We start from the raw sequence: 20,163 nt of genomic DNA, 5'->3' as shown, positions 1-20,163 counted from the left end.
CTTGCCTCCTTTATTGCGCCTTGCGGCAAAAATCGGTGATGGCCGCCAGCATGATCGTCGAGGACGTGGCCCCCGGATCCTGGTGGCCCAGGCTGCGCTCGCCGAGGTAGCTGGCGCGCCCTTTGGTGGCGATGATCGTCTTCGTGTACTCGACGCCCTGCCGGGCCGCCTCGGTGGCTGCTTCCAGGCATTCGACCAGCGGCTTTTGCGCCTCAAGGCCCTGGACAAAGGCCTCAAAGGCCGGCTCCAGCGCGTCGAGCATGGTCTTTTCGCCCCGGGTGGCTTTGCCCCGGTCCTTGATCCCCTGAATGGCGGCGGCCAGCATCTGCTTGATTGTCTCGCCGTCCAGTTCCGCCTTCCCCTGGGCGGGCGCGGCCGCCCGCATGAAAGCGGTGCCGTAGAGGGGGCCGGAGGCGCCGCCGACGGTGGAAATGAGGGTCATGCCGATCATCTTGAGCAGCGCGCCAATATCGGCGCCGGGCGTGGTCGCCACCTTCGCCCGCACCGCTTCAAGGCCGCGAGCCATGTTGATGCCATGGTCGGCGTCGCCGATGGCGGCGTCGAGGGAGGTCAGAAACTCTTTATTTTCGACGATGGCGGCGGCCACCGCCTCGATGGCCGCAATCGCTGGGTTGCTCAATGAGGGTCACCTCCGTGTATCGCCGGCGTTATCGCCGGCTGAGTAGGAAGGGAAAAGAGGGGCTGGCGCAAGCGGGCATACATGCAGCTTGCGCCAACTGCCGGGAAAGGTTCATGCCGGTTGCGTGAACGCGAAACGGTTAGAACTGAACGAAGGCCGGGGTATCGGCGGGGGCCAGCAGCAGTTCCTTCAGTTCAGCGTCGAGTTTCAGCAGGGTGATGGAGAAGCCGGCCATTTCGAGAGAAGTCATGTAGTTGCCCACATAGGTCTTGGCCGTCTTGATGCCCTTGGCGCTCAGGATTTCGGCCACCTTGCGGTTGACCACGTAAAGCTCCATCAAGGGAGTGGCGCCGAGGCCGTTGACCAGGACAGCCACTTCGTCACCGGCAGCGAAGGCGATGTCGGCAAGGATCTTGTCAAGCAGGTGGGCCGTCGTTTCGTCGGCGCTGCGGATGGCTTCGCGGTGGGTGCCCGGTTCGCCATGGATGCCCATGCCGATCTCCACTTCGTTTTCCGCCAGGGTGAAGCTCGGCTTGCCCGCAGCCGGCACGGTGCAGGGAGACAGGGCCATGCCCATGGAGCGCACGTTGGCGATGACCTTTTCGGCGACGGCTTTCACTTCTTCGAGGCTGGCGCCCGTTTCGGCCTTGGCGCCGGCGATCTTATGGACAAAGACGGTGCCGGCGATGCCGCGGCGGCCCGTGGTCCAGGTGCTGTTTTCCACGGCCACGTCGTCGTCGACGACGACCTTGGCGACCTGGATGTTGTCAGCCTCGGCCATCTCGGCGGCCATATCGAAGTTCATGACGTCGCCGGTGTAGTTTTTGATCACCAGCAGGACGCCTTTGCCGCTGTCGACGGCTTTGACGGCTTCATAGACCTGGTCCGGCGTGGGCGAGGTGAAAACGGCGCCGGCCACAGCCCCGTCAAGCATGCCCCGACCGACGAAGCCGCCATGGGATGGTTCATGACCGCTGCCGCCACCGCTGACCAGGGCGACCTTACCGGCCACCGGCGCGTTGGCGCGAACGATGACGTCGAAGCCTTCCACCCGCTTGACATACTGGGGATGGGCGAGGACGACGCCTTGCAGCATTTCTTCCACGACTTGTTCCGCCTTGTTGATGACCTTCTTCACTGTCATCCGCCTCCGTAAATTTTTTTGTCGCAGGGCGTGGGGGGATCGCTTGTCCCTTTGAGCAACATAGCCGCCCGATACAACTTGCTATTTGTTATTGCAAGAACGATGCCAATGACGAGGGGACCTTTGAGCAAGATTGAAAAATTGGTTGAAAAAAACGCGCGCTGGCAGCGTTGTCGAGAAAAAACAGCCTGTTGCGGGGGGGGCTCGGGGCTCTCGGGGGCCTCAGGGAGCCTCAGGGAGCCTTGGGGAGCCTTGGGCAGACGGTGGCAGGCTCCGCCTAACGCACAAGGGAATCCGAAAAGACGCCGAAAAAACTTCGAGAAGATTTCGGGAAGATTTGCCTGAATCGGCCTGCTTGGGGATTTACGCTCAATCTAACCGCTTCCATTGGGAAGAAGTATCAACCCTGCGATCAGATGTCGATACTTTTTCCCACCCCCTCTTCTTTTTCCCCAGGGCTCCTATCTCCAATCGCTTTTTCGATGCCATACTTGCGGGCTTTTGCCGCCACAGTTTTGTGGGTCAGGCCCAAGGCCTTGGCGGCGGCGTTGAAGCTGCCGTGGCGCTTCAGGGCGAGGGCGATGATCTGCATTTCGTACTCTTCCCAGGTCAACAATGGCGCGTCCTTTGGCGCCCCAACGGTATTCTCCATGACGGTATCGCCGATGATGTCCCGAACTTGCCCGCTTCCCGGTTCGTTGCGTCCTGACTCGGCCAGTCCCGTTTTGATCGGTCCCCCGCTGACGCGCTCCCGCAGATACGTCGGCAGGTCCAGGCGGGTGATCCAGGGGCCATCGCTCAGTGTGACCACCCGCTCGATCAGGTTGGCCAATTCCCGCACGTTGCCCGGCCAGCCGTAGCCCATCAACGCCTCCAGGGCGTCGCTGCGGATGCCCCGGATCGCTTTTCCCTGTTCCCGGCCGGCCTGCTGGAGAAAATGTTCTACCAACGGAGGGATGTCTTCCCGGCGTTCGCGCAGCGGCGGCAGAAGGATGGGGATGACGTTCAGCCGGTAGTAGAGGTCTTCGCGGAAACGACCTTCAGCCACCAGCTTTTCAAGATCCTGGTTGGTGGCGGCGATGATCTTCACATCGACCTTGAAGGTCTCCTCGCCGCCGACGCGGCTGACTTCTTTTTGCTGGAGCACGCGGAGCAGTTTCGCCTGCATGCCTTTGTCCATCTCGCCGATCTCATCGAGAAAGAGGGTGCCCTTGTGGGCCAGTTCGAACTTGCCCAGCTTGCGTTTGATGGCGCCGGTGAAGGCGCCCTTTTCGTGGCCGAAGAGTTCGCTCTCCAAAAGCGTTTCCGGGATGGCGGCGCAGTTGACGCGGATGTAGGATCCTTTCGCCCGCGGCCCTGACTCGTGGATGCCTTCGGCGACCAGTTCCTTTCCGGTGCCGCTCTCGCCGCGAATCAGCACCGTCGACGGCCCCTCAGCCGCTTTCTCCGCCATGGCTAGGGCGTCGCGCACCTTCCCGCTCTGGCCGATGAAGCGCGCAAAAGCCCCGCCCGGTTTTTTCGTCCGCCGCAGTTCCTGTTCCAGGTACTCGGCGCGGGCGGCCATGCGGTTCAGTTTTTCCGCCATCGTCTGCACATCGGACAGGGTCTTGACGATCGAGACGACGCCGGTCACCTCGCCGTCGACGATGATGGGATAGGCGTCGGCAACGACGGTCAGTTCGCCCTTTTTATGAGCCACATGTCCAAGAACCGGCTGGCCCGTATCCAGCGCCCGTCGCCGCGCGCCCTCCGGCGAGATCAGCCGCACTTCCTGACCGATGAGATCGTCCCGGCGGCCGTTGACGATGCGGGCGTAGGCGGGGTTGACATAGGTGACGCGGCCCTCGCGGTCGACGACACAGATGCCGTCCTGGACCGATTCGAGGACCAATTGCAACCGTTCTTTCAGCTCTTTTACCTCATGCAACTCGTGGGTCACTTTCTCCAGGATCGAGATGTCTTCGAAGACGGCGACGGCGCCTTTGACTTGGCCCTCGACGAGGATGGGCGTCCGGTTGGTGAGGATGACGGCGCCGCCGATCATCTGACGCCGCCCCAGTTCCGGCTGACCGGTGCCGGTCACAATGTGCATGCGCGAGCCGGGGATGGCGTCAGCCGCCTTCCTTCCGATCACGTCGCCGGCCCGCAAGCCCATGATCCGCTCAGCCGCCGGATTGAAGACGGTGACGATATCCTGGGCGTCAGTGACGATCAGGCCGTCGGCCATACTGGCGAAGACCTGGCCAGCTGTCAAGGCGCTGTCTTGCAGCAGGTTGTCGACCTGGCGCTGGATCTGATCATCGGAGAGGTCGAAGTCGCTTTCAAGGAAGCGGACCAGTTCGAGCACGGCGAGATCGACCGGGGCCGTATCGCTGGGGGACGCGCTCTTGCCGGTTGCGCCAGCCGAAGGCTCATTCCGCTCCGGGTCTAACGCGGGCGCCGGTTCTGACGCTGGCTCTGGCTTTGCCGCCCCCTGCGCTTTCGCCGATACATAGACCGCCTCACCGGGCTGAACGGCGAGGGCGATCAGTTGCAGCAGCGTGGTGGCCGGGATCGGCGGGCGGTCCCGGTGGCGCAAGAAAAGCGTCACCGGGTACCGCGCTTGCAGTTCGCTGGCTTTTTGCACGATCATGGCGGCCACGCGGGCGTGCAGTCCTTTTTCGTGGCGGATGATCGCTTTTGTCTCGTTGAACGCTTTTTTCTCGTGGGATGACGTGCGCCAGGATGTTGCCAAGGATGTTCATCCTCCCTTGGGCGACAGGAATTGCGTATATTATTGCTTTCTTTTTCGCCTTTTTTCTGACAAATCCTTTCTGCAATACCCTCCCACTCACCGGAACGGAAACCGTCCATGGCGCGATCGGAGGCCTTCGACCGCCGCTACGCCCCATCCAGCAAAAAAGTTACATGGACAATATTCACAATATTATAAATAAAGCCACTAGCCGTTATTTTCAAAATGGCGCAAAGGACTTCCCGCCCCCGGCGAAGAAATGGTAAAGTTAAGAAATCCTTTTACATAAACGCACAGCCGGCGCAAGCAGCCGGCAAAATGGCAGTTTTAGGAGGCAGGCACAAGTGAGACAGATCAAATACAAGATCATGGCGGCCATTATGCTCACCACCTTCTTGCTCACGGCCATCCTCGGCGGCACGATCCTGATGGGGATCTACAAGGGCGCCCAGGTGGCAGTGACCGAGAAGCGCGCTTATCTGTACGCGCAGTATGACAGCATGATCAAAAGTCAGGTCGACCAGGCCATCGGTGTGCTGAACTACGCCTATAACAAGCAACAAACGGGGGAGTTGACGGAGGCCCAGGCGAAAAAGCTCGCCACTGACCTGATCAAGGCCTTCCGCTATGGCGACAAACAGGAGGGCTACTTCTGGATCGACGCCCTCGACTTCACCCTGATCGCCCACCCCATGCTGACCAATCAGGAAGGGACCAACCGGAAATACAGCCAGGATCCCAAAGGCGTCTACATCATCCAAGAAGTCGTCGCCGCCGCCCAAGGCAAGAACAAGGGCTACTCGGAATACCTCTGGGAAAAGCCGCAGGATGTAGGCTCGGGCAAGCTGACGCCCAAGCGGGCCTATTCCAAGCTGTTCAAAGAATGGGGCTGGGTGATCAGCACCGGCAACTATGTCGACGAGATCGAAGCCGCCGTCGACATGGTCCGTCAGGAACAATGGGAAAAAACCAAGAAAGAGATCATCTTTGAAGTCTTTTTCTTGGTCCTCTCCCTGCTCATCTCCGGCGCCGTCGCCATCTTCCTCAGCCGAAAGATCACCAACCCCTTGAAGGCGATGATGGCCGGCATCGAAAAAGACGCCGAAGGCAAAATCACCATCCGCGACATCGCCGTCGAGGGCCAGGACGAGATCGGCGATCTCGGCAGGGCGCTCAACGAACTGACCGGCCAGGTCCGGCAGTTTGTGCGGCAGGTGATCGAATCGTCGGGCCGGATCACCGAAAACGCCCGCGATGTGGACCAGTCTTGCGAACAACTCGGCCGCCGGTCCATGGAGACATCGGCCATCACCCAGGAAATCAGCGCCGCCATGGAAGAGTCGGCGGCCACGATCGAAGAGATCAACGCCACCATCGAAGACGTGCGCGAGCAGACCCGCTCGATGAACGAAAACGCCGGCGAAGGCCTTACCCTCTCCCGCGACATTGACCGGCGCGCCAACAGCCTCAAAGAAGAAGCGATCATCTCCACCCAGCAGGCCCAAGCCGTGTTCACTGAGATGAAGCGCCAACTGACGGCGGCCATCGAAGGGTCGCGGGAAGTGGAAAAGATCGACGAACTGGCCAACGCCATTTTGCGCATCACCGAACAGACGAACCTGCTCGCCTTAAACGCCGCCATCGAAGCCGCCCGGGCGGGAGAAGTGGGACGGGGCTTCGCCGTCGTCGCCGGCGAGATCCGTAAACTGGCCGAGGAATCGGCTCGAACCGTCGAAGATATCCAAAGCATCGTCACAACGGCCCGCGCCTCGGTGACCCTGCTGGCCGAGACCTCCGGCAAAGCCGTCGACTTTATGGACGAGGGCGTCGCCACCAGCGCCACCAAGCTCCAAGGCGCCGCCGAACAGTACAGCGGTGACGCCAAGCGCTTTGAAACCTTCATGGAAGGGTTCAAGACCACCTGCGAACGCATGGACGAGACGATGGATTCCATCGCCAAGGCCATCCAGCAGATGACCGCTGCCGTCAATGAAAGCGCCGATAGCATCTCCCAGGTGGCCATCCAGACCTCTGACATGCAACAGCAGGTCGGGTCGATCAAGGAGAAGTCGGACGAGACGAACGAGAACGTGGAGAAGCTGAATGAACTGGTGAAAGGGTTTAATATCTAAGGTTCGTTTCCGATGGAGGATGGTTATCGCAAGGCGCGAAACCCCCGTGAACCAGCGCAGAGCCGGTTCACGGGGGTTTTTCGCTGCGGTTTTTTCGCCGCTGTTTATAGGGTTTTATTCGGATAGCCCACTCGTTGCAGGGCCATAGTAAACAACGGGTGAAGAAATGAGAGTAGCCATCATGGGGGCCGGCCTCTCCGGATTGGCCTGCGCCATTGTGCTGGAGCGTTACGGGATCGAACCGGCCATCTTCGAGGATCGCAGCCAAGTGGGCGACCGCTTTATCACCGGTGAGATCGACATGGAGATCCTCCACCGTCCTGTCATGGACACGTTACACTTCTTTTCAAAGGAACAGGGCATCTTCTTGCAGCCGGTGGCCAACTTGGCCAAGCTGGTCGTCTTTTCGGAGAACCGGCGTTGCGATTTCACAGGCCATATCGGCTTTTCCAACACCCGTGGCCGTCACCCCCATAGCTGGGACGCCCAACTGGCCCGCCAGATCCGCGCGCCCATTCAGTGTAACTCGAAGCGCACCTACCAGGATCTGCTGCAGGAGTTCACTCATGTCGTCCTGGCCACCGGCGACAGCGCCTACGCCGCAAAGCTGAAAAACTTTCGCACCGACTTTCGGGTCTCCATGAAAGGCGCCACCATCCGGGGCCGCTTCGACCCGAACATCGTCTGCGCCTGGCTCGATAACCGGATCGCCCCCAGAGGCTACGCCTACCTCATCCCCTATTCCGAGGAGGAAGCCTGCTGCGCCATCGCCTACCCCGAGCCGCCCGTGAACCCGCTGGCGGATCTGCCAATGAACCTGCCTGCTAACCGGTCAGTTGACCTGCCCGCTGACCTATCGAAAAGCCCGCCGGCAAACATAGCAACGGATCTTCCCGGAAATCTCACGACCGATTCCCCCGCAGACACAACTGCAAGCACATCCGCCCCTCGAAGCGGAGGTCCATCCCCATGGACAGACGCTTTGTGGAACCATTTCCTGGCGCGCTACGAGCGAGACATTGGACAGCCCCGTCACATCCACCGCGTCTGGGAGATCTCCGGCTACCCCATCGGCCGCTGCTACTATCCCCGCATCGGCAACACCTATTTCGTAGGCAACTGCTTCGGCTCTGTCATGCCCTTTCTCGGTTTCGGCCAGTACTACGCCCTGTTGACAGGTGTTCATGCGGCCTATGACCTGTTGGGGATGGGCGACTATGCACAAAAAACGGCCAAGTATCTGAAATGTTACGAAGAGTCGCTCGTCATCCGCCGGGCCATGGAGCGTGTCTCCAACCGTGGCTTCGATCGGTTGCTCTGGCTTCTTGACGGGTCTGTGGGGGATTGGCTGTTTGCAACCCGCTGGAATGTGTTGGGTGCGGTTGCGCGGGTGATGGGGCCGTTTATCTCGGTTCCTTAACTCTCTTATTATTTTTGACAGAAGAATTCAAGGTGAGACGAAAGAAAAGTGCTTAAATGGATCCTGTATCCGTGATCCCTCGCAAAGTAACCGGTCGAAAATGGACGAAAAACCCCGTATAATAGAGCTACGTGGAGATAATCATCATCCACTAAATTCACCTACGGGGTGATCAAAATGAAGTTTATTCTTGAGCAAAAGTCCAAAATTAATGGCCGATTTTTGACCAAAACACTTGACCGATCACAACGCTAGGAGGCGAGCCGAAGCGTTGTGATCTTCCGGTTGAAGTAGTTATTACTCCGGCTGTCTTTCAGGTATTCGATAACTCCCCGCTCAACCGCTTCCCTGTCACCCCATACGTCAGGGTATCGGTTAAAAAAGCGGGTAATATGTTCGCGATAATCAGAGATTGTCCTCGGTCTAACCTGCTCAGCTTCCTTACGAAACAGGAAGGCTTCCATCGCTTCTTGCCACGAGTCATAGATTTTTTTCTTCGCTTTCGGCTTCATCTTCACCATCGTTATCGTCGCCCCTTCTTTTGACGACGGTTTAAGGATAAATAAAAAACCGTCGCCTTCAATTTGATAGCAACGGTTTAACGCCTTAACTATTGCATTTTTAACGTGGTTTCTGCGCCCTTTTCCCGTCCTCGCGACCGTTAAAAACCGCGGACTGACGGGCTTTGAAAGCGATGGCGGAGGGAGTGGGATTCGAACCCACGGTAGAGTCACCCCTACAACGGTTTTCAAGACCGCCGCCTTCAACCGCTCGGCCATCCCTCCGCATTCAACCGGAGCGTCAAAGCTCCGGTTGAAAGACGTGAGTTATAGTACCACAGTCACCGGGAAAAAGCAATGGGGAAACCCTTTCCAGTTAAGGGGGGTAACGCCTCCGCGCAGTTTCCTCAAGCCCACGTGGCTTGACCTACAGCAAGGCTTTAACCAAGGCTTCCGCGAAGGCCCGCTTACGCCTCCACCTCAACAATGATCTCCACCTCAACCGGCGCGTTCATCGGCAGTTCCGCCACGCCGACAGCCGAACGGGCGTGTTCGCCCGCAGTGCCGAAGATCTGCTTGAAGAATTCCGAGGCGCCGTTGAGGACGGCGGGCTGGCTAGTGAAGCCGGGAGCGCCGTTGACGAAACCGGTGACTTTGACGATGCGGACGATCCGGTCGAGGCTGCCGGTGACCGATTTGACGGCGGCCAGGCAGTTTAAGGCGCAGAGGCGGGCGGCTTGGGCGGCTTCTTCCGCAGTCAGGTCGGCGCCGACCTTGCCGGTGTAGAGCAGCGCGCCTTTGGCAAAGGGCAGTTGGCCGGCCGTAAAGACGAGGTTGCCCGTCCAGACAGCTGGAACATAGGCCGCCACTGGGGGGATGACCTCCGGGAGTTCGAGGCCCATTTCCTGAAGCCTCTCTTCCACTGACGGGATAAGGGTGTCTTCTTCCTTCGGAATGACCGTCAGCATAACCGCATCACCCTTCTCTCTTTTTTGTCACTACGCCTTCCGCAGCGCAGGAGAATCGTTAGCCTGCGACGCGCTTCCCCAAACAAATTCGCTGGTGTTGCGCTTTTCCCTCGTAATCACGGCGTAATTCTCGCCGTTCTTATCCGCGAATTGTGGTTTTTTCCTCACTGCGCCTTCTCAAAGGCCGCCACCCGGTTCTTTCCGCGCCGCTTCGCCTCGTAAAGGGCCACGTCGGCGCACTGGATCAGCTTCTCCAGCGTCTTGCCGTCTTCGGGGAAAGCGGAGACGCCCATGCTGAGGGTGACGTATTGGAGTTCGTCGTCACCGATCTCGATGGGGGTCTGTTCGATCCGCTTGCGGATCCGGTCGGCAATCGTAACGCCCATCTCCTTGGTGACGCCCATGAGGATGATGGTGATCTCTTCGCCGCCGAAGCGAATGGCGATGTCTTCTTCGCGCAGGCAGTTGCGCACGTTGGCGGCCACCATCCGCAAGGCCTTGTCGCCAGCGTCGTGGCCGAAGGTATCGTTGAATTTTTTGAACTGGTCGATATCAGCCATGAGCAGGCAGAAACGCCGGTCAAGTTCGCGCGCCTGCACGACCATGTTTTCCAGGGTCTGCTCCAGGTAGCGCCGGTTGTGGAGACCTGTCAAGGGGTCGATGAAGGAGAGGCGGCGGTTGTGGTCGATGAGGCGCATGTTGCTGATCGTCGGTGCCGCCAGGGCCAGGAGGCTGCGCACGACCCGCGCCGTCTGGTCATCGAAAAAGCCGGCGGTGCTGCTGTAGAGGTGCAGCACGCCCACGACCTGGCCACCGACGCTGAGGTTGGTGCAGAAGTAGCTGCCATAGTCCACGTTGACCTCATGGCAGGGGCAGCCGTACTCGATCCGGGCGTCTTTGACGATAAGATCCACGCCAGAAGCGTAGGCCTTGCAGCGCTCGGGTTGAAATTCGCCCGTCAAGGAGAAGCGTGTGTCCGACCACTGGATCAGAGCCAGACCCTGAGCCGGCGAGGCCAGGGTGGCCAAAGTGGCTGGCGTAGCTGAGTTGACGAGTGTGACCGGGGCGGTCGAACTGGTCACGCCCCGCAGCAAGATGGCGTCGATCTTGCCGTTGGTGCGGTCGAGGCGACGCAGGTAGTGGGCCAGGATGGTGTAGACCTCTTCCTCCGTCGTCGCCCGGGCGAAGTCGATGGAGCAGGTCAGGAGCAGTTCCTCCTGGCGTTTGCTTTCCATATACTCCGTCAGGTCGTTGAAGGTGACGATCACCGATTCGACGGCGCCGTCGTCGCCGAAGGTGGGCGTCTGGGTGAGGACGCCCCAGTAGGTCTGATCGCCGCCGGTGATGATGCCGATCTCGCGGTCCTTAAAAGGCGCCTTGCGCCGCGTGCCCTCCCAGCGGGCGATCTCCTCCGTCGCGATGGACCGCCCATCCCGGTCGACAAAGGTGCAGTAGAATTCGGCCAGGGGATGGGGCAAGGGCTGGTCTTCGGTCACCTGCAAGATCTCTCGCGCCGCCGGGTTCAAGTCGATCACATCGCCGGCAGGCGACAGGAGGAGGACCGCTTCGGTCAGGTTGTGAATCAGGGTCCGGTACTTCTTTTCAGAGCGCTGGATCTCCAGTTCTTTTTGCTTGCTGGCCGTCACGTCGTAGAGGGTGACGACGATGCAGCGGCGATTGGGGATCGGCGACGCCGAGACCATCAGCCAAAGGCCCTTGCCGTCGCTGTGACCGTGCGCGTCACCGCCGTGAAAATGCAGGCGCAGGAGATGATCATGGAGCGCTTGTCCCGTCTCCACAAAGCCCCGGAGCAGGTCTTCGCTGACATTGACGGGACGTCCCGCTTCATCGGCGATCCGGACCGCCTTGCTCCACTCCTGGACGGTGAGCGCCCTGTCCGTCCGTTCGGGCAGGCGCAACAGTTCGCGGGCGCGCCGGTTCATCTCGATCAGGCGTCCCTCTTCGGTGAGCAGGAGGATCCCCTCCCGGGACGCCTGGAAGCTCATCTGCAACCTCGTCTTTTCCTCCTGCAAGGTCTCCTGGGCGACGGCCAGGTAGGTGACGTCCCGGAAGACGGCGCGGATGCAGGGCTCGCCGCGAAAATCGCGGGTCATCTCATAGGAGAGCCAGAGGTGGCGCTCGCCCGGCTTCGGCAGCGCCGTCGTGCAGATTAAGGCGTCCCTGGCGGTCCGCTGAATGAAATCCCGCTGGATCAGGTCAGCGATTTTGGCGTCCAAAAAGCCGGTAAACTCCCAGCCGAGGGCTTCCGCGCAGTTTTTCAGCCCCAGCATCTCGGCGCCGGCCGGGTTGATCCAGGTCACACGGAAGCTTTTTCCGTCCAGTTCGGCCACGCCTTCGCCGATCAGACTGAGGGCTTTGCGGCTGCGGGCGGACTCACCCTGCAAGACGTTGCGATAGTTTTTGCGCACGGCCTTGACGATGTCGGAGTGGCTGAGCATGCCGCAGATGCGCCCGTCCACGTCGCGCACCAGCAGCCGGCGGATGCGGTGCTGTTCCATGATGCGGGCCGCCTCGAAGAGGGACACGTCCTGGGAGACGGTCATCGGCGAGGGGCTCATGATCTCGGTGACGCTGCTGTCGAGGCTGCGACCGCTGCGCACAAGGCGCACCACATCCCGCTCGGTCAAGATGCCGACGGTCTTGCCCTGCCGGTCGATGAGCAGGGAGCTGAGGCATTGGGCGTTCATCATGGCGAAGGCCGCCTTCATGTCCGTCTTTGCGTCGACGCGGTGCAGCACCGTAGACATGCAGTCGGCCACGGTCAGCGGTTTTTTGAAAAACTCTTCTTCGAGCTTGCGAACCACATCGGTGTAGGTGATGATGCCTTTGGCCGAGAGGATCCCGTCGTCGTCGGCGCGGAGCTGGTGCTTACGGTATAGTTCGACGCCCGGTTCATCGGCGGCGCAGATGGCGTCGACGCTGGTGACGACCAGGTGGCGGACCTTTTCCTTTTCCATGACATAGAGAGCTTCGTCGATCAGCACGGTTTCGGGCAAATGGACAAGCTGACCGGTCATGACCGCCTCGACCGCTGTTTTCAGCGGGTCGACGCCAGTCGCAACCAGCCGGACAAGGTCTCGTTCGGTGATGATGCCGACGACGGCGGAACCACGCGTCACCAGCACGCTGCTGATGTTTTTGTCGCTCATCAGCGTGACGGCGTCGATCAGCAGCGCTTCCCTCTGCAACGTAGCCAGTTCCCTGCTCGCGAGGGACGCCAACGTATGCAATAAAGCCCCCTCCGTTTCCGTGACAACCAGAGTCCCTTTTCGCGTACTGTGTTAGGTTCTATTTCTATAAAATGATGCGCAATAAAGTACAATACGTTAAGTGGATAACTACTATTTTTTCGGCAAGAAGCGTTTAAATCCTGCTATTAAAAAAAGAAAGAGTCTCCCAGTTGAGGAGACTCTTTGAAATGGCGAGTCTGTGTATCGATGATAGTGGCAACGCATTTGCCTGTGCTGAAGGCTCGTTGGCAGAAATCTCTAGGGTAACCTCTCTCAGGCGCCGATCACATCAACGCCCATGTAGGGGCGGAGCGCCTCGGGAATGACGATGCTGCCGTCGGCCTGCTGGTAGTTCTCTAAGATGGCGGCGACGGTGCGTCCGACGGCGAGGCCGGATCCGTTCAAGGTGTGGACGAACTCGGGCTTCGCTTTCGGGCTCGGCCGGAAGCGGATGTTGGCCCGCCGCGCCTGGAAGTCCTCGAAGTTTGAGCAGGAGGAGATCTCCCGGTACGTTTCGAAGCTGGGCAGCCAGACCTCGATGTCATAGGTTTTGGCCGACGAGAAGCCCATGTCGCCGGTGCAGAGGGTGATCACCCGGTAGGGCAGGCCGAGCAATTGCAGGATGTGCTCGGCGTCGTTCGTCAGCTTCTCCAGCTCTTCGTAGGAATCTTCCGGCCGGGCGAACTTGACGAGCTCGACCTTGTTGAACTGGTGCTGGCGAATCAGGCCGCGCGTGTCCCGTCCGGCGGCGCCGGCTTCGGCCCGGAAGCAGGCCGAGTAGGCGCAGTGGTGGATGGGCAGTTTGTCGGCCTCCATGATCTCGTTCGTGTAGAGGTTGGTGACAGGCACCTCGGCCGTGGGGATGAGGTAGTACTCCGTCCCGTTGACGGCGAACATGTCTTCGGCAAACTTGGGCAGTTGACCCGTGCCGATCATGGACTGCCGGTTGACCAGGTAGGGCGGCAGCACTTCCGTGTAGCCGCGCTGGGCATGGGTATCCATCATCAGGTTGATGACGGCCCGCTCCAGGCGGGCGCCAAGGCCCTTGTAGACGGTGAAGCGGGCGCCGGAGATCTTGGCGCCGCGCTGGAAGTCGAGGATGTTTAGGTCTTCGCCGAGCTCCCAGTGGGCTTTGACGGGGAAGTCAAAGGTACGCGGTGTTCCCCAGCGGCGCATCTCCACGTTGTCCTCTTCGGACTTGCCGACCGGCACGGAGGCGTGGGGGATGTTGGGGATGTAGAGCATCCGGTTGTCCATGTCCAGTTCGATCTGGGCCAGTTCCTCGTCGAGGGCTTTGATCTGGTCACCCACCTGGCGCATCTCCACGATCATGTCGGCGGCGTCTTCTTTGGCCTTTTTCTTGCGGGCGATCTCGGCGGAAACGGCGTTGCGCTTGGCTTTTAAGTTTTCCACCTCCACCACCAGGGCACGGCGGCGGCGGTCCAGTTCGAGAAAATCGTCTAAGGAGATGTTGGCGCCCCGTTTTTGCAGGGCTTCCTGCACCACCTCAGGGTTGGCGCGTACGAATTTAGTGTCCAGCAAAGGGTATCCCCCCTATTTAACCCAGGTTGACGTACTTTACGTCGGCGACGCCGTCGATCTTGGCCAGGTCGGTCAGGACGACGTCGGGCACAGGGCCGTCGATGGTGAGAATGGCGATGGCGATACCGCCGAAGTCTTTGCGGCCCAGGTGCATGCCGGCGATGTTGACGTTATGTTCGCCGATGATGGTGCCGAGTTGGCCGATGATCCGCGGTTTGTCCGTATGGGGGACGACGAGCATGTGGCCTTCGGGGGCCATGTCCATGTCATAGCCGTCGATGCTGACGAAGCGGGGCTTGTTGCGAAGCAGCGTGCCGCTCACCTGGCGCTTGCCCTGGTCGGTCTCGACGACGACGCAGATCTGAACGGTGTAGTCCTGCACATCGGGCGTCTTCGCTTCGATGACTTGGATGCCGCGCGACTTGGCCACATGGCGGGCGTTGACATAGTTGACGGACTCTTCGAGGGCGTGCTTGAGCAGGCCTTTGAGCAGCGTCGTCGTCAGGGGCGTCACATCGTATTTGGCGACGTCGCCCTTGAAGGTGATGGCCACCTTCTCAATGCGGTTGCCGATGTTTTGGCCGAGGTAGCCGCCCATCTTCTCCACCAGGTTGAGGTAGGGCTGGAAGATGGCCATCATCTCTTGCTTGACGGCAGGGATGTTGACGGCGGCGCTGACGGCTTCGCCGCGCAGCACCCGCAGGATGTCGTAGGCCACGTCGATGGCGACGTTGACTTGGGCTTCTTTGGTGGAGGCGCCCAGGTGGGGCGTGACGGTGACCTGGTCGAGGGCGAAGAGGGGGCTGTCGGTGCAGGGCTCTTTTTCAAAGACGTCGATGCCGGCGGCGGCCACTTTGCCCGACTGGATGGCTTCGCAGAGGGCCGCTTCATCGATGATGCCGCCGCGAGCGCAGTTGACGATACGGACGCCCTCTTTCATGATGGCGAACTGGTCGGTGCTGATCATGCGGTAGGTGTCTTTCGTCTTGGGCATGTGGACGGTGATGAAGTCGGACTGACGGAAGACCGTTTCCAGGTCAGTCACGGTGACGCCGAGGCTCTTCGCCTTTTCGACGGAGGCGTAGGGGTCGTAGGCGATGACGGTCATGTCGAAGGCGCGGGCGCGCTTGGCCACTTCCGATCCAATTTTGCCCAATCCCAGGATGCCCAGTGTCTTGCCTTTTAATTCAATGCCCGTATACTTGCTGCGGTCCCACTTGCCTCCCTTTAAGGACAGGTTGGCCGAGCCCACGTTGCGGGCGATGGCGAGGATGTGGGCGACTGTCAGTTCGGCGGCGGCGATGGTGTTGCCTTCGGGGGCGTTGACGACGACGACGCCTTTCGAGGTGGCGGCTTCCACATCGATGTTGTCGACGCCGACGCCGGCCCGGCCGATGGCCTTCAGCCGGTCAGCGGCTTCGATGATCCGCTTGGTGATCTTCGTTTCGGAACGGACGACGACGGCGTCGTAGTTGGCGATGATCTCGACGATCTGGTCTTCCGTCAGTTTCAGTTTGACGTCGACGGCGACATCGCCGGCCGAGGTGAGGACGTCAATCCCTTTTTGCGAAATCGGGTCGCATACAAGCACACGCATGGTTTAGAGTAACCCCTTTCTTGACATGATCACTTTTTGTGCGGCTTTAACGCCGGTACCCAGTTCAATCGGCAGGCCCAGTTCGTGGAGGGTCATCTCCAGGGCGCCGATAGTGGCCAAGAGATCGAGGTGCTGTACATACCCGAGGTGGCCGATGCGGAAGATCTTGTTCTCCAGCTTCTTCTGGCCGCCAGCGAGGACGACATTGTACTCTTCGCGCATCTTCCGGTTGATCGCCCGGGCCTCGATGCCTTCCGGCGCCCAGACGGCGGTGACGGCGGCCGAGGCGATGGCGTCATCGGCCAGCGGTTTCAGCCCGAGAGCTTTCACGCCAGCGCGGGTAATGTCCCGCAGGTAGAGCTGCTTGGCGAAGATGGTGTCCCTGCCTTTTTCGCGGAAGTGCAGGAGCGCTTCTCTAAGGCCGGCCAGTTGAGGGATGGCGGGAGTGACAGGGGTCTGGCCTTTTTCGAGAAACCGCTTGGCGGAACCGAGGTCCCAGTAGAACTTGGGCGCCGTCGACGTTTCGTAGGCGGCCCAGGCCCGGGGGCTGACGATGACGAAGCAGACGCCCGGCGGGATCATGAAGCCTTTCTGGGCGGCCGTGACGATGACGTCAAGGCCCCATTCGTCGGTCTTCACTTCCATGACGCCGAGGGCGGAGACGGAGTCGACGAGGATCAGGGCGGGATGGTCGCCGCGGATCGCGCCGAGGCCCTTGAGGTCGTTGCAGACGCCGGTCGCCGTTTCGTTGTGGGTGATGAGGATCGCCTTGTATTCCTTATGCACATCGGCCGCTAGTTTCTCCCGGACGACGGTGAGGTCGACGGCGGTGCCCCATTCGAAGTCTACCTTGTCGACGATGCAGCCGTAGGTCTGGGCGATGGTGGCGAAGCGATCGCCGAAGGCGCCGATGGATAGGGCGAGGACTTTGTCGCCAGGGGACAGGAAGTTGACGATGGCCGCTTCCATACCGCCCGTTCCGGAGGAGGGCAGGATGAGGACGTCGTTCTTCGTCTGGTAGGCATACTTGACGCCGTCGGTTACATCGTCGATGAGGCTTTTGAAGCTCGGCCCCCGGAGGTTGTTCAGCGGCTCGGTGAGCGCTTTGACGACCCGGGGCGGAACCGGTGTCGGTCCGTGATGGGGCAGGTATTCCTTTTCATGCACGAAGAAGCCATCCCCCCTTTGGGCCGATCGGTGGTGTTCGCGTCAGACCCCTGGGTTGCCATCGGGGTGAAAATAGAAAAACCTCTCGCGCCTGACTGTCATGGTCAGGGACGAGAGGTTATACCCCGTGTTGCCACCCTGCTTGACCTTTCCCGTGAATTCCAATGGAATTCCCTACAGAAAGGCCCGCTCAACATGTGTAACGGACATGACCGGGCCGGCTCATCGCCGCCAGCTCAGGGGTGGAAATTCACCGGACGCTCGGGTTGGCTCGCATCGACCGCCAACTTTCTGGACCGCTCTTCCGATTACTGTTCCCCGTCGTCGCTTTTATCAAGGTTTGACGTTATCATGGAGTGTAGCACAGGCGTCGAGGATTGACAAGACATTTCATGTTAAAAAAGTGAATGCTCAGTTGCTCATGGCCGCCGAAAGGCTGTCGCCGTCAGCAACTGAACCTGCCGAAGCAGGCAGCGCCTGTGGCAGCACCTGCTTCAAAAAAGTCTCGATGCAGGCGTTGACCTCGTCGGGGTTGTCCAGGTTGGTGGCATGACCGGCGCCGGAGATCAGCCGGTGGCAGGCCTGGGGGATGGCCTCACAGATGAAGCGGTGCTGACGCCGCATCATCCACTCGGCGTCGCCTTCGAGGACCATCGTCGGGCAGGCGACCTTGGGGAGTTCGGCCAGCGTCTCCATGCGGCAGGCGATCTCCCAGATCTGGTTCCAGCGCTCCTTGGGATGCTGCACCGTCACACGGTAGAAGTACTCCTCCAGTTCCGGGTGAAAGAGGCTAAGCCCCTTGGCGTGCATGCTCGCGATCTTTTCCATGGTGGCAAAGCGCAGGGTGAGTCCGTAAAAGAAGAAGGAGAAGCCCTGCAGGGAGATGTCAATCAACTCGCTGAAAAACTTCTTCAGGGAGCCCTCCTGCAAGGTCATGGCCAGGCGATTTCGCCAGTTGTAGGCGCTCGTCACCGGCGTGCCCATGAGGATAAGGGCGGCCACCCGCTCGGGGTGCAAGATGGCCGTCCGCAAGGAGATGTGCCCCCCCATGGAACAGCCGACGAGGACGGCCCGCTCGACGCCAAGGTGGTCCAGCAGCGCCACCTGGTCGCGGCTGAAGTCGTCCAGGTCGGTGAGATCGCAGCAGCCGGATCGGCCGTGAAAGCGGACATCCCAGAGGATGACGCGGTACTTCTGGCGGAAGGGCTCCACTTGGGGCAGCCATTGCCGGTGATCCCAACCGGCGCCATGGGTGAAGAGCAGGGCCGGCGCTCCTTCCGGGCCGTAGACCTCATAGTTCAGGCGAACACCGTTGGCGATTGCGGTAGCCATTGCTTCTCCTTTCGATCACGGAAACCTGGGGAACCGACGCCTGTGAGGTGTTGCCTTCTCACAAAATCATGACGGCTGCGAGGGCGATCGCTCAATGGCCGGCCGCTCGCGTAGGGGTTACGCCCGCTCCGCCACCATCTTCAAGAAATAACGGTGCATCCGGCTGTCCTTCGTCAACTCCGGATGGAAGGCTGCCGCCAGGAGGTGTCCCTGGCGGGCCAGCACCGTTTTGCCCTCATGCTGGGCCAGGATCTCTACCTTCGGACCCGCTTCGGCGATGTAGGGGGCGCGGATGAAGACGGCCGGGAAAGCCGCCCCGCAGTTTCCATCGATGGCATCGAAGCCTTTGAGGTCGCTGAGGGCCGGGATGTCGAGGTTGATCTCGAAGGAGTCGACTTGGCGGCCGAAGGCGTTGCGCACGGCCGTGATGTCCATCAAGCCAAGGCGCTTCTGCTCCGACCGCTCGATCCGCTGGGCAAGCAGGATCAGGCCGGCGCAGGTGCCCCAAAGGGGCATCCCTTGGGCCGCCCGCTCCCGGATGGCCGCGTCGAGGCCGAAATCGGCCATCAGCTTGCCGATGGTGGTGCTCTCGCCGCCGGGCAGGATCAATCCGTCCAGTTCAGCGAGCTGCGCGGGCTTTCGCACCTGCACCACCGTGCAGCCCAGCGATTGCAGCATCTGTTCGTGCTCACGAAAGGCGCCCTGCATCGCCAGGACGCCGATCGCAAACGCTTTGTTTTCTGCCATGACTGTTTTTCCGTTCGTGACGTTCTCTCCGGTCATGAAAAACCGCCCCCCGGCTACCAGCCGCGCTCTTGCATGCGCTGTTGCGCCGGGATGGTCGGGATTTCGATGCCCACCATCGGTTCGCCCAGGTCTTTAGACACCTCGGCAATGACCTTCGGGTCGTTGTAGTGGGTCGTGGCGGCCACGATAGCCTTGGCCCGGCGGACGGGGTCGCCCGATTTGAAGATGCCCGACCCGACGAAGACGCCGTCGACGCCGAGTTGCATCATCAAGGCGGCGTCGGCGGGGGTGGCGATGCCGCCGGCGGCGAAGTTGACCACAGGCAGGCGGCCCGTTTCGGCGACCAGGCAGACGAGTTCGTAGGGGGCGCCGATCTCCTTGGCGAAGGACATGCGCTCTTCCTTGGGCAGGGTCGTCAGTTTGCGGATCTCACTCATGACCTGACGGGCATGGCGCACGGCTTCGACCACGTTGCCGGTGCCGGGCTCGCCTTTGGTCCGGATCATGGCTGCCCCTTCGCCGATGCGCCGCAGGGCCTCTCCCAGGTTGCGGGCGCCGCAGACGAAGGGCACCTTGAAGTCGTTTTTGTTGATATGAAACAGGTCATCGGCCGGTGTCAGTACCTCTGACTCGTCGATGTAGTCGACGCCCAGCGACTCCAGCACTTGGGCCTCGACAAAGTGGCCGATGCGGGCTTTTGCCATGACAGGGATGGTGACCGCGTCCATGATCCGCAGGACCACCGTCGGATCGGCCATGCGGGCCACCCCGCCGGCGGCGCGGATGTCAGCCGGCACGCGCTCTAGGGCCATGACGGCGCAAGCGCCAGCTTCTTCAGCAATCTTGGCCTGCTCCGGCGTGGTGACATCCATGATCACGCCGCCCTTGAGCATCTCGGCCAGGCCTTTTTTCACTGTCCAGGTTCCTTTTTCTGTCGTCATTCGTACATAACCTCCTGCGCGTATTTGGGCACCCTTTTAGCCTCCCGC

At 60.6% G+C, this 20,163-nt stretch carries 15 protein-coding genes, 1 tRNA gene and 1 other annotated feature; of the genes, 3 read left to right on the top strand and 13 right to left on the bottom strand.

The window, feature by feature from the left end; all coding sequences use genetic code 11:
• Positions 1-10: 10 nt before the first annotated feature.
• From dhaL to AC0CW1_RS12045, 3 genes are all read right to left on the bottom strand, one after another.
• Entirely contained in the window at positions 11-640 is a 630-nt protein-coding gene (gene dhaL / locus AC0CW1_RS12055) for a dihydroxyacetone kinase subunit DhaL (protein WP_488183288.1), read from the bottom strand.
• Between the two features lie 139 nt (positions 641-779).
• Positions 780-1,778 carry a dihydroxyacetone kinase subunit DhaK gene (gene dhaK / locus AC0CW1_RS12050; RefSeq protein WP_488183287.1) on the bottom strand — a complete coding sequence of 333 codons (999 nt, stop codon included), beginning with the start codon at positions 1,776-1,778 and terminating at the stop codon, positions 780-782.
• Between the two features lie 418 nt (positions 1,779-2,196).
• Positions 2,197-4,518 carry a sigma 54-interacting transcriptional regulator gene (locus AC0CW1_RS12045; RefSeq protein ID WP_488183286.1) on the bottom strand — a complete coding sequence of 774 codons (2,322 nt, stop codon included), beginning with the start codon at positions 4,516-4,518 and terminating at the stop codon, positions 2,197-2,199.
• A gap of 2 nt (positions 4,519-4,520) precedes the next feature.
• Here AC0CW1_RS12045 and AC0CW1_RS12040 point away from each other — a divergent pair, with 2 nt between their 5' ends.
• The 3 genes from AC0CW1_RS12040 to AC0CW1_RS12030 all read left to right on the top strand — a co-directional run bounded on the left by AC0CW1_RS12040 (position 4,521) and on the right by AC0CW1_RS12030 (position 8,070).
• A complete protein-coding gene (locus AC0CW1_RS12040) occupies positions 4,521-4,784 on the top strand; it encodes a hypothetical protein (RefSeq protein WP_488183285.1) in 264 nt (87 codons plus the stop codon).
• A 78-nt stretch (positions 4,785-4,862) separates the two neighbouring features.
• Positions 4,863-6,650 carry a methyl-accepting chemotaxis protein gene (locus AC0CW1_RS12035; protein WP_488183284.1) on the top strand — a complete coding sequence of 596 codons (1,788 nt, stop codon included), beginning with the start codon at positions 4,863-4,865 and terminating at the stop codon, positions 6,648-6,650.
• Between the two features lie 166 nt (positions 6,651-6,816).
• The gene (locus tag AC0CW1_RS12030; protein WP_488183283.1) at positions 6,817-8,070 is read left to right on the top strand and encodes an NAD(P)/FAD-dependent oxidoreductase; all 1,254 of its coding nucleotides are present in this window, start codon (positions 6,817-6,819) and stop codon (positions 8,068-8,070) included.
• A 251-nt stretch (positions 8,071-8,321) separates the two neighbouring features.
• On the opposite strand, the gene AC0CW1_RS12025 is transcribed toward AC0CW1_RS12030, so the two are convergent.
• From AC0CW1_RS12025 to pdxS, 10 genes are all read right to left on the bottom strand, one after another.
• The gene (locus tag AC0CW1_RS12025) at positions 8,322-8,591 is read right to left on the bottom strand and encodes a hypothetical protein (protein WP_488183282.1); all 270 of its coding nucleotides are present in this window, start codon (positions 8,589-8,591) and stop codon (positions 8,322-8,324) included.
• Between the two features lie 174 nt (positions 8,592-8,765).
• Positions 8,766-8,855, bottom strand: a tRNA-Ser gene (locus tag AC0CW1_RS12020).
• A gap of 182 nt (positions 8,856-9,037) precedes the next feature.
• Entirely contained in the window at positions 9,038-9,538 is a 501-nt protein-coding gene (locus AC0CW1_RS12015) for a RidA family protein (protein ID WP_488183281.1), read from the bottom strand.
• A gap of 164 nt (positions 9,539-9,702) precedes the next feature.
• Entirely contained in the window at positions 9,703-12,780 is a 3,078-nt protein-coding gene (locus tag AC0CW1_RS12010; protein WP_488183280.1) for a diguanylate cyclase, read from the bottom strand.
• Positions 12,781-13,062: 282 nt separating this feature from the next.
• Positions 13,063-14,331, bottom strand: coding sequence for a serine--tRNA ligase (gene serS, locus AC0CW1_RS12005; protein WP_488183279.1), 1,269 nt, complete (start codon positions 14,329-14,331; stop codon positions 13,063-13,065).
• Positions 14,332-14,347: 16 nt separating this feature from the next.
• Positions 14,348-15,928: a phosphoglycerate dehydrogenase gene (gene serA, locus AC0CW1_RS12000; RefSeq protein WP_488183278.1), complete on the bottom strand. Its 1,581-nt coding sequence runs from the start codon at positions 15,926-15,928 to the stop codon at positions 14,348-14,350.
• 3 nt (positions 15,929-15,931) lie between these two features.
• Complete coding sequence (locus AC0CW1_RS11995) at positions 15,932-17,095, bottom strand: pyridoxal-phosphate-dependent aminotransferase family protein (protein WP_488183277.1); 1,164 nt, start codon at positions 17,093-17,095, stop codon at positions 15,932-15,934.
• Between the two features lie 103 nt (positions 17,096-17,198).
• Positions 17,199-17,429: a binding site (T-box leader), on the bottom strand.
• Positions 17,430-17,506: 77 nt separating this feature from the next.
• Entirely contained in the window at positions 17,507-18,427 is a 921-nt protein-coding gene (locus tag AC0CW1_RS11990; protein ID WP_488183276.1) for an alpha/beta fold hydrolase, read from the bottom strand.
• 117 nt (positions 18,428-18,544) lie between these two features.
• Complete coding sequence (gene pdxT, locus AC0CW1_RS11985; protein WP_488183275.1) at positions 18,545-19,210, bottom strand: pyridoxal 5'-phosphate synthase glutaminase subunit PdxT; 666 nt, start codon at positions 19,208-19,210, stop codon at positions 18,545-18,547.
• Positions 19,211-19,227: 17 nt separating this feature from the next.
• Entirely contained in the window at positions 19,228-20,115 is an 888-nt protein-coding gene (gene pdxS, locus AC0CW1_RS11980) for a pyridoxal 5'-phosphate synthase lyase subunit PdxS (RefSeq protein ID WP_488183274.1), read from the bottom strand.
• Positions 20,116-20,163 lie beyond the last annotated feature (48 nt).

The organism is Heliomicrobium sulfidophilum, from assembly GCF_057715735.1.
Note: the sequence above shows the minus strand (reverse complement) of the source record. Positions and strands in the feature narration are given on the sequence as shown.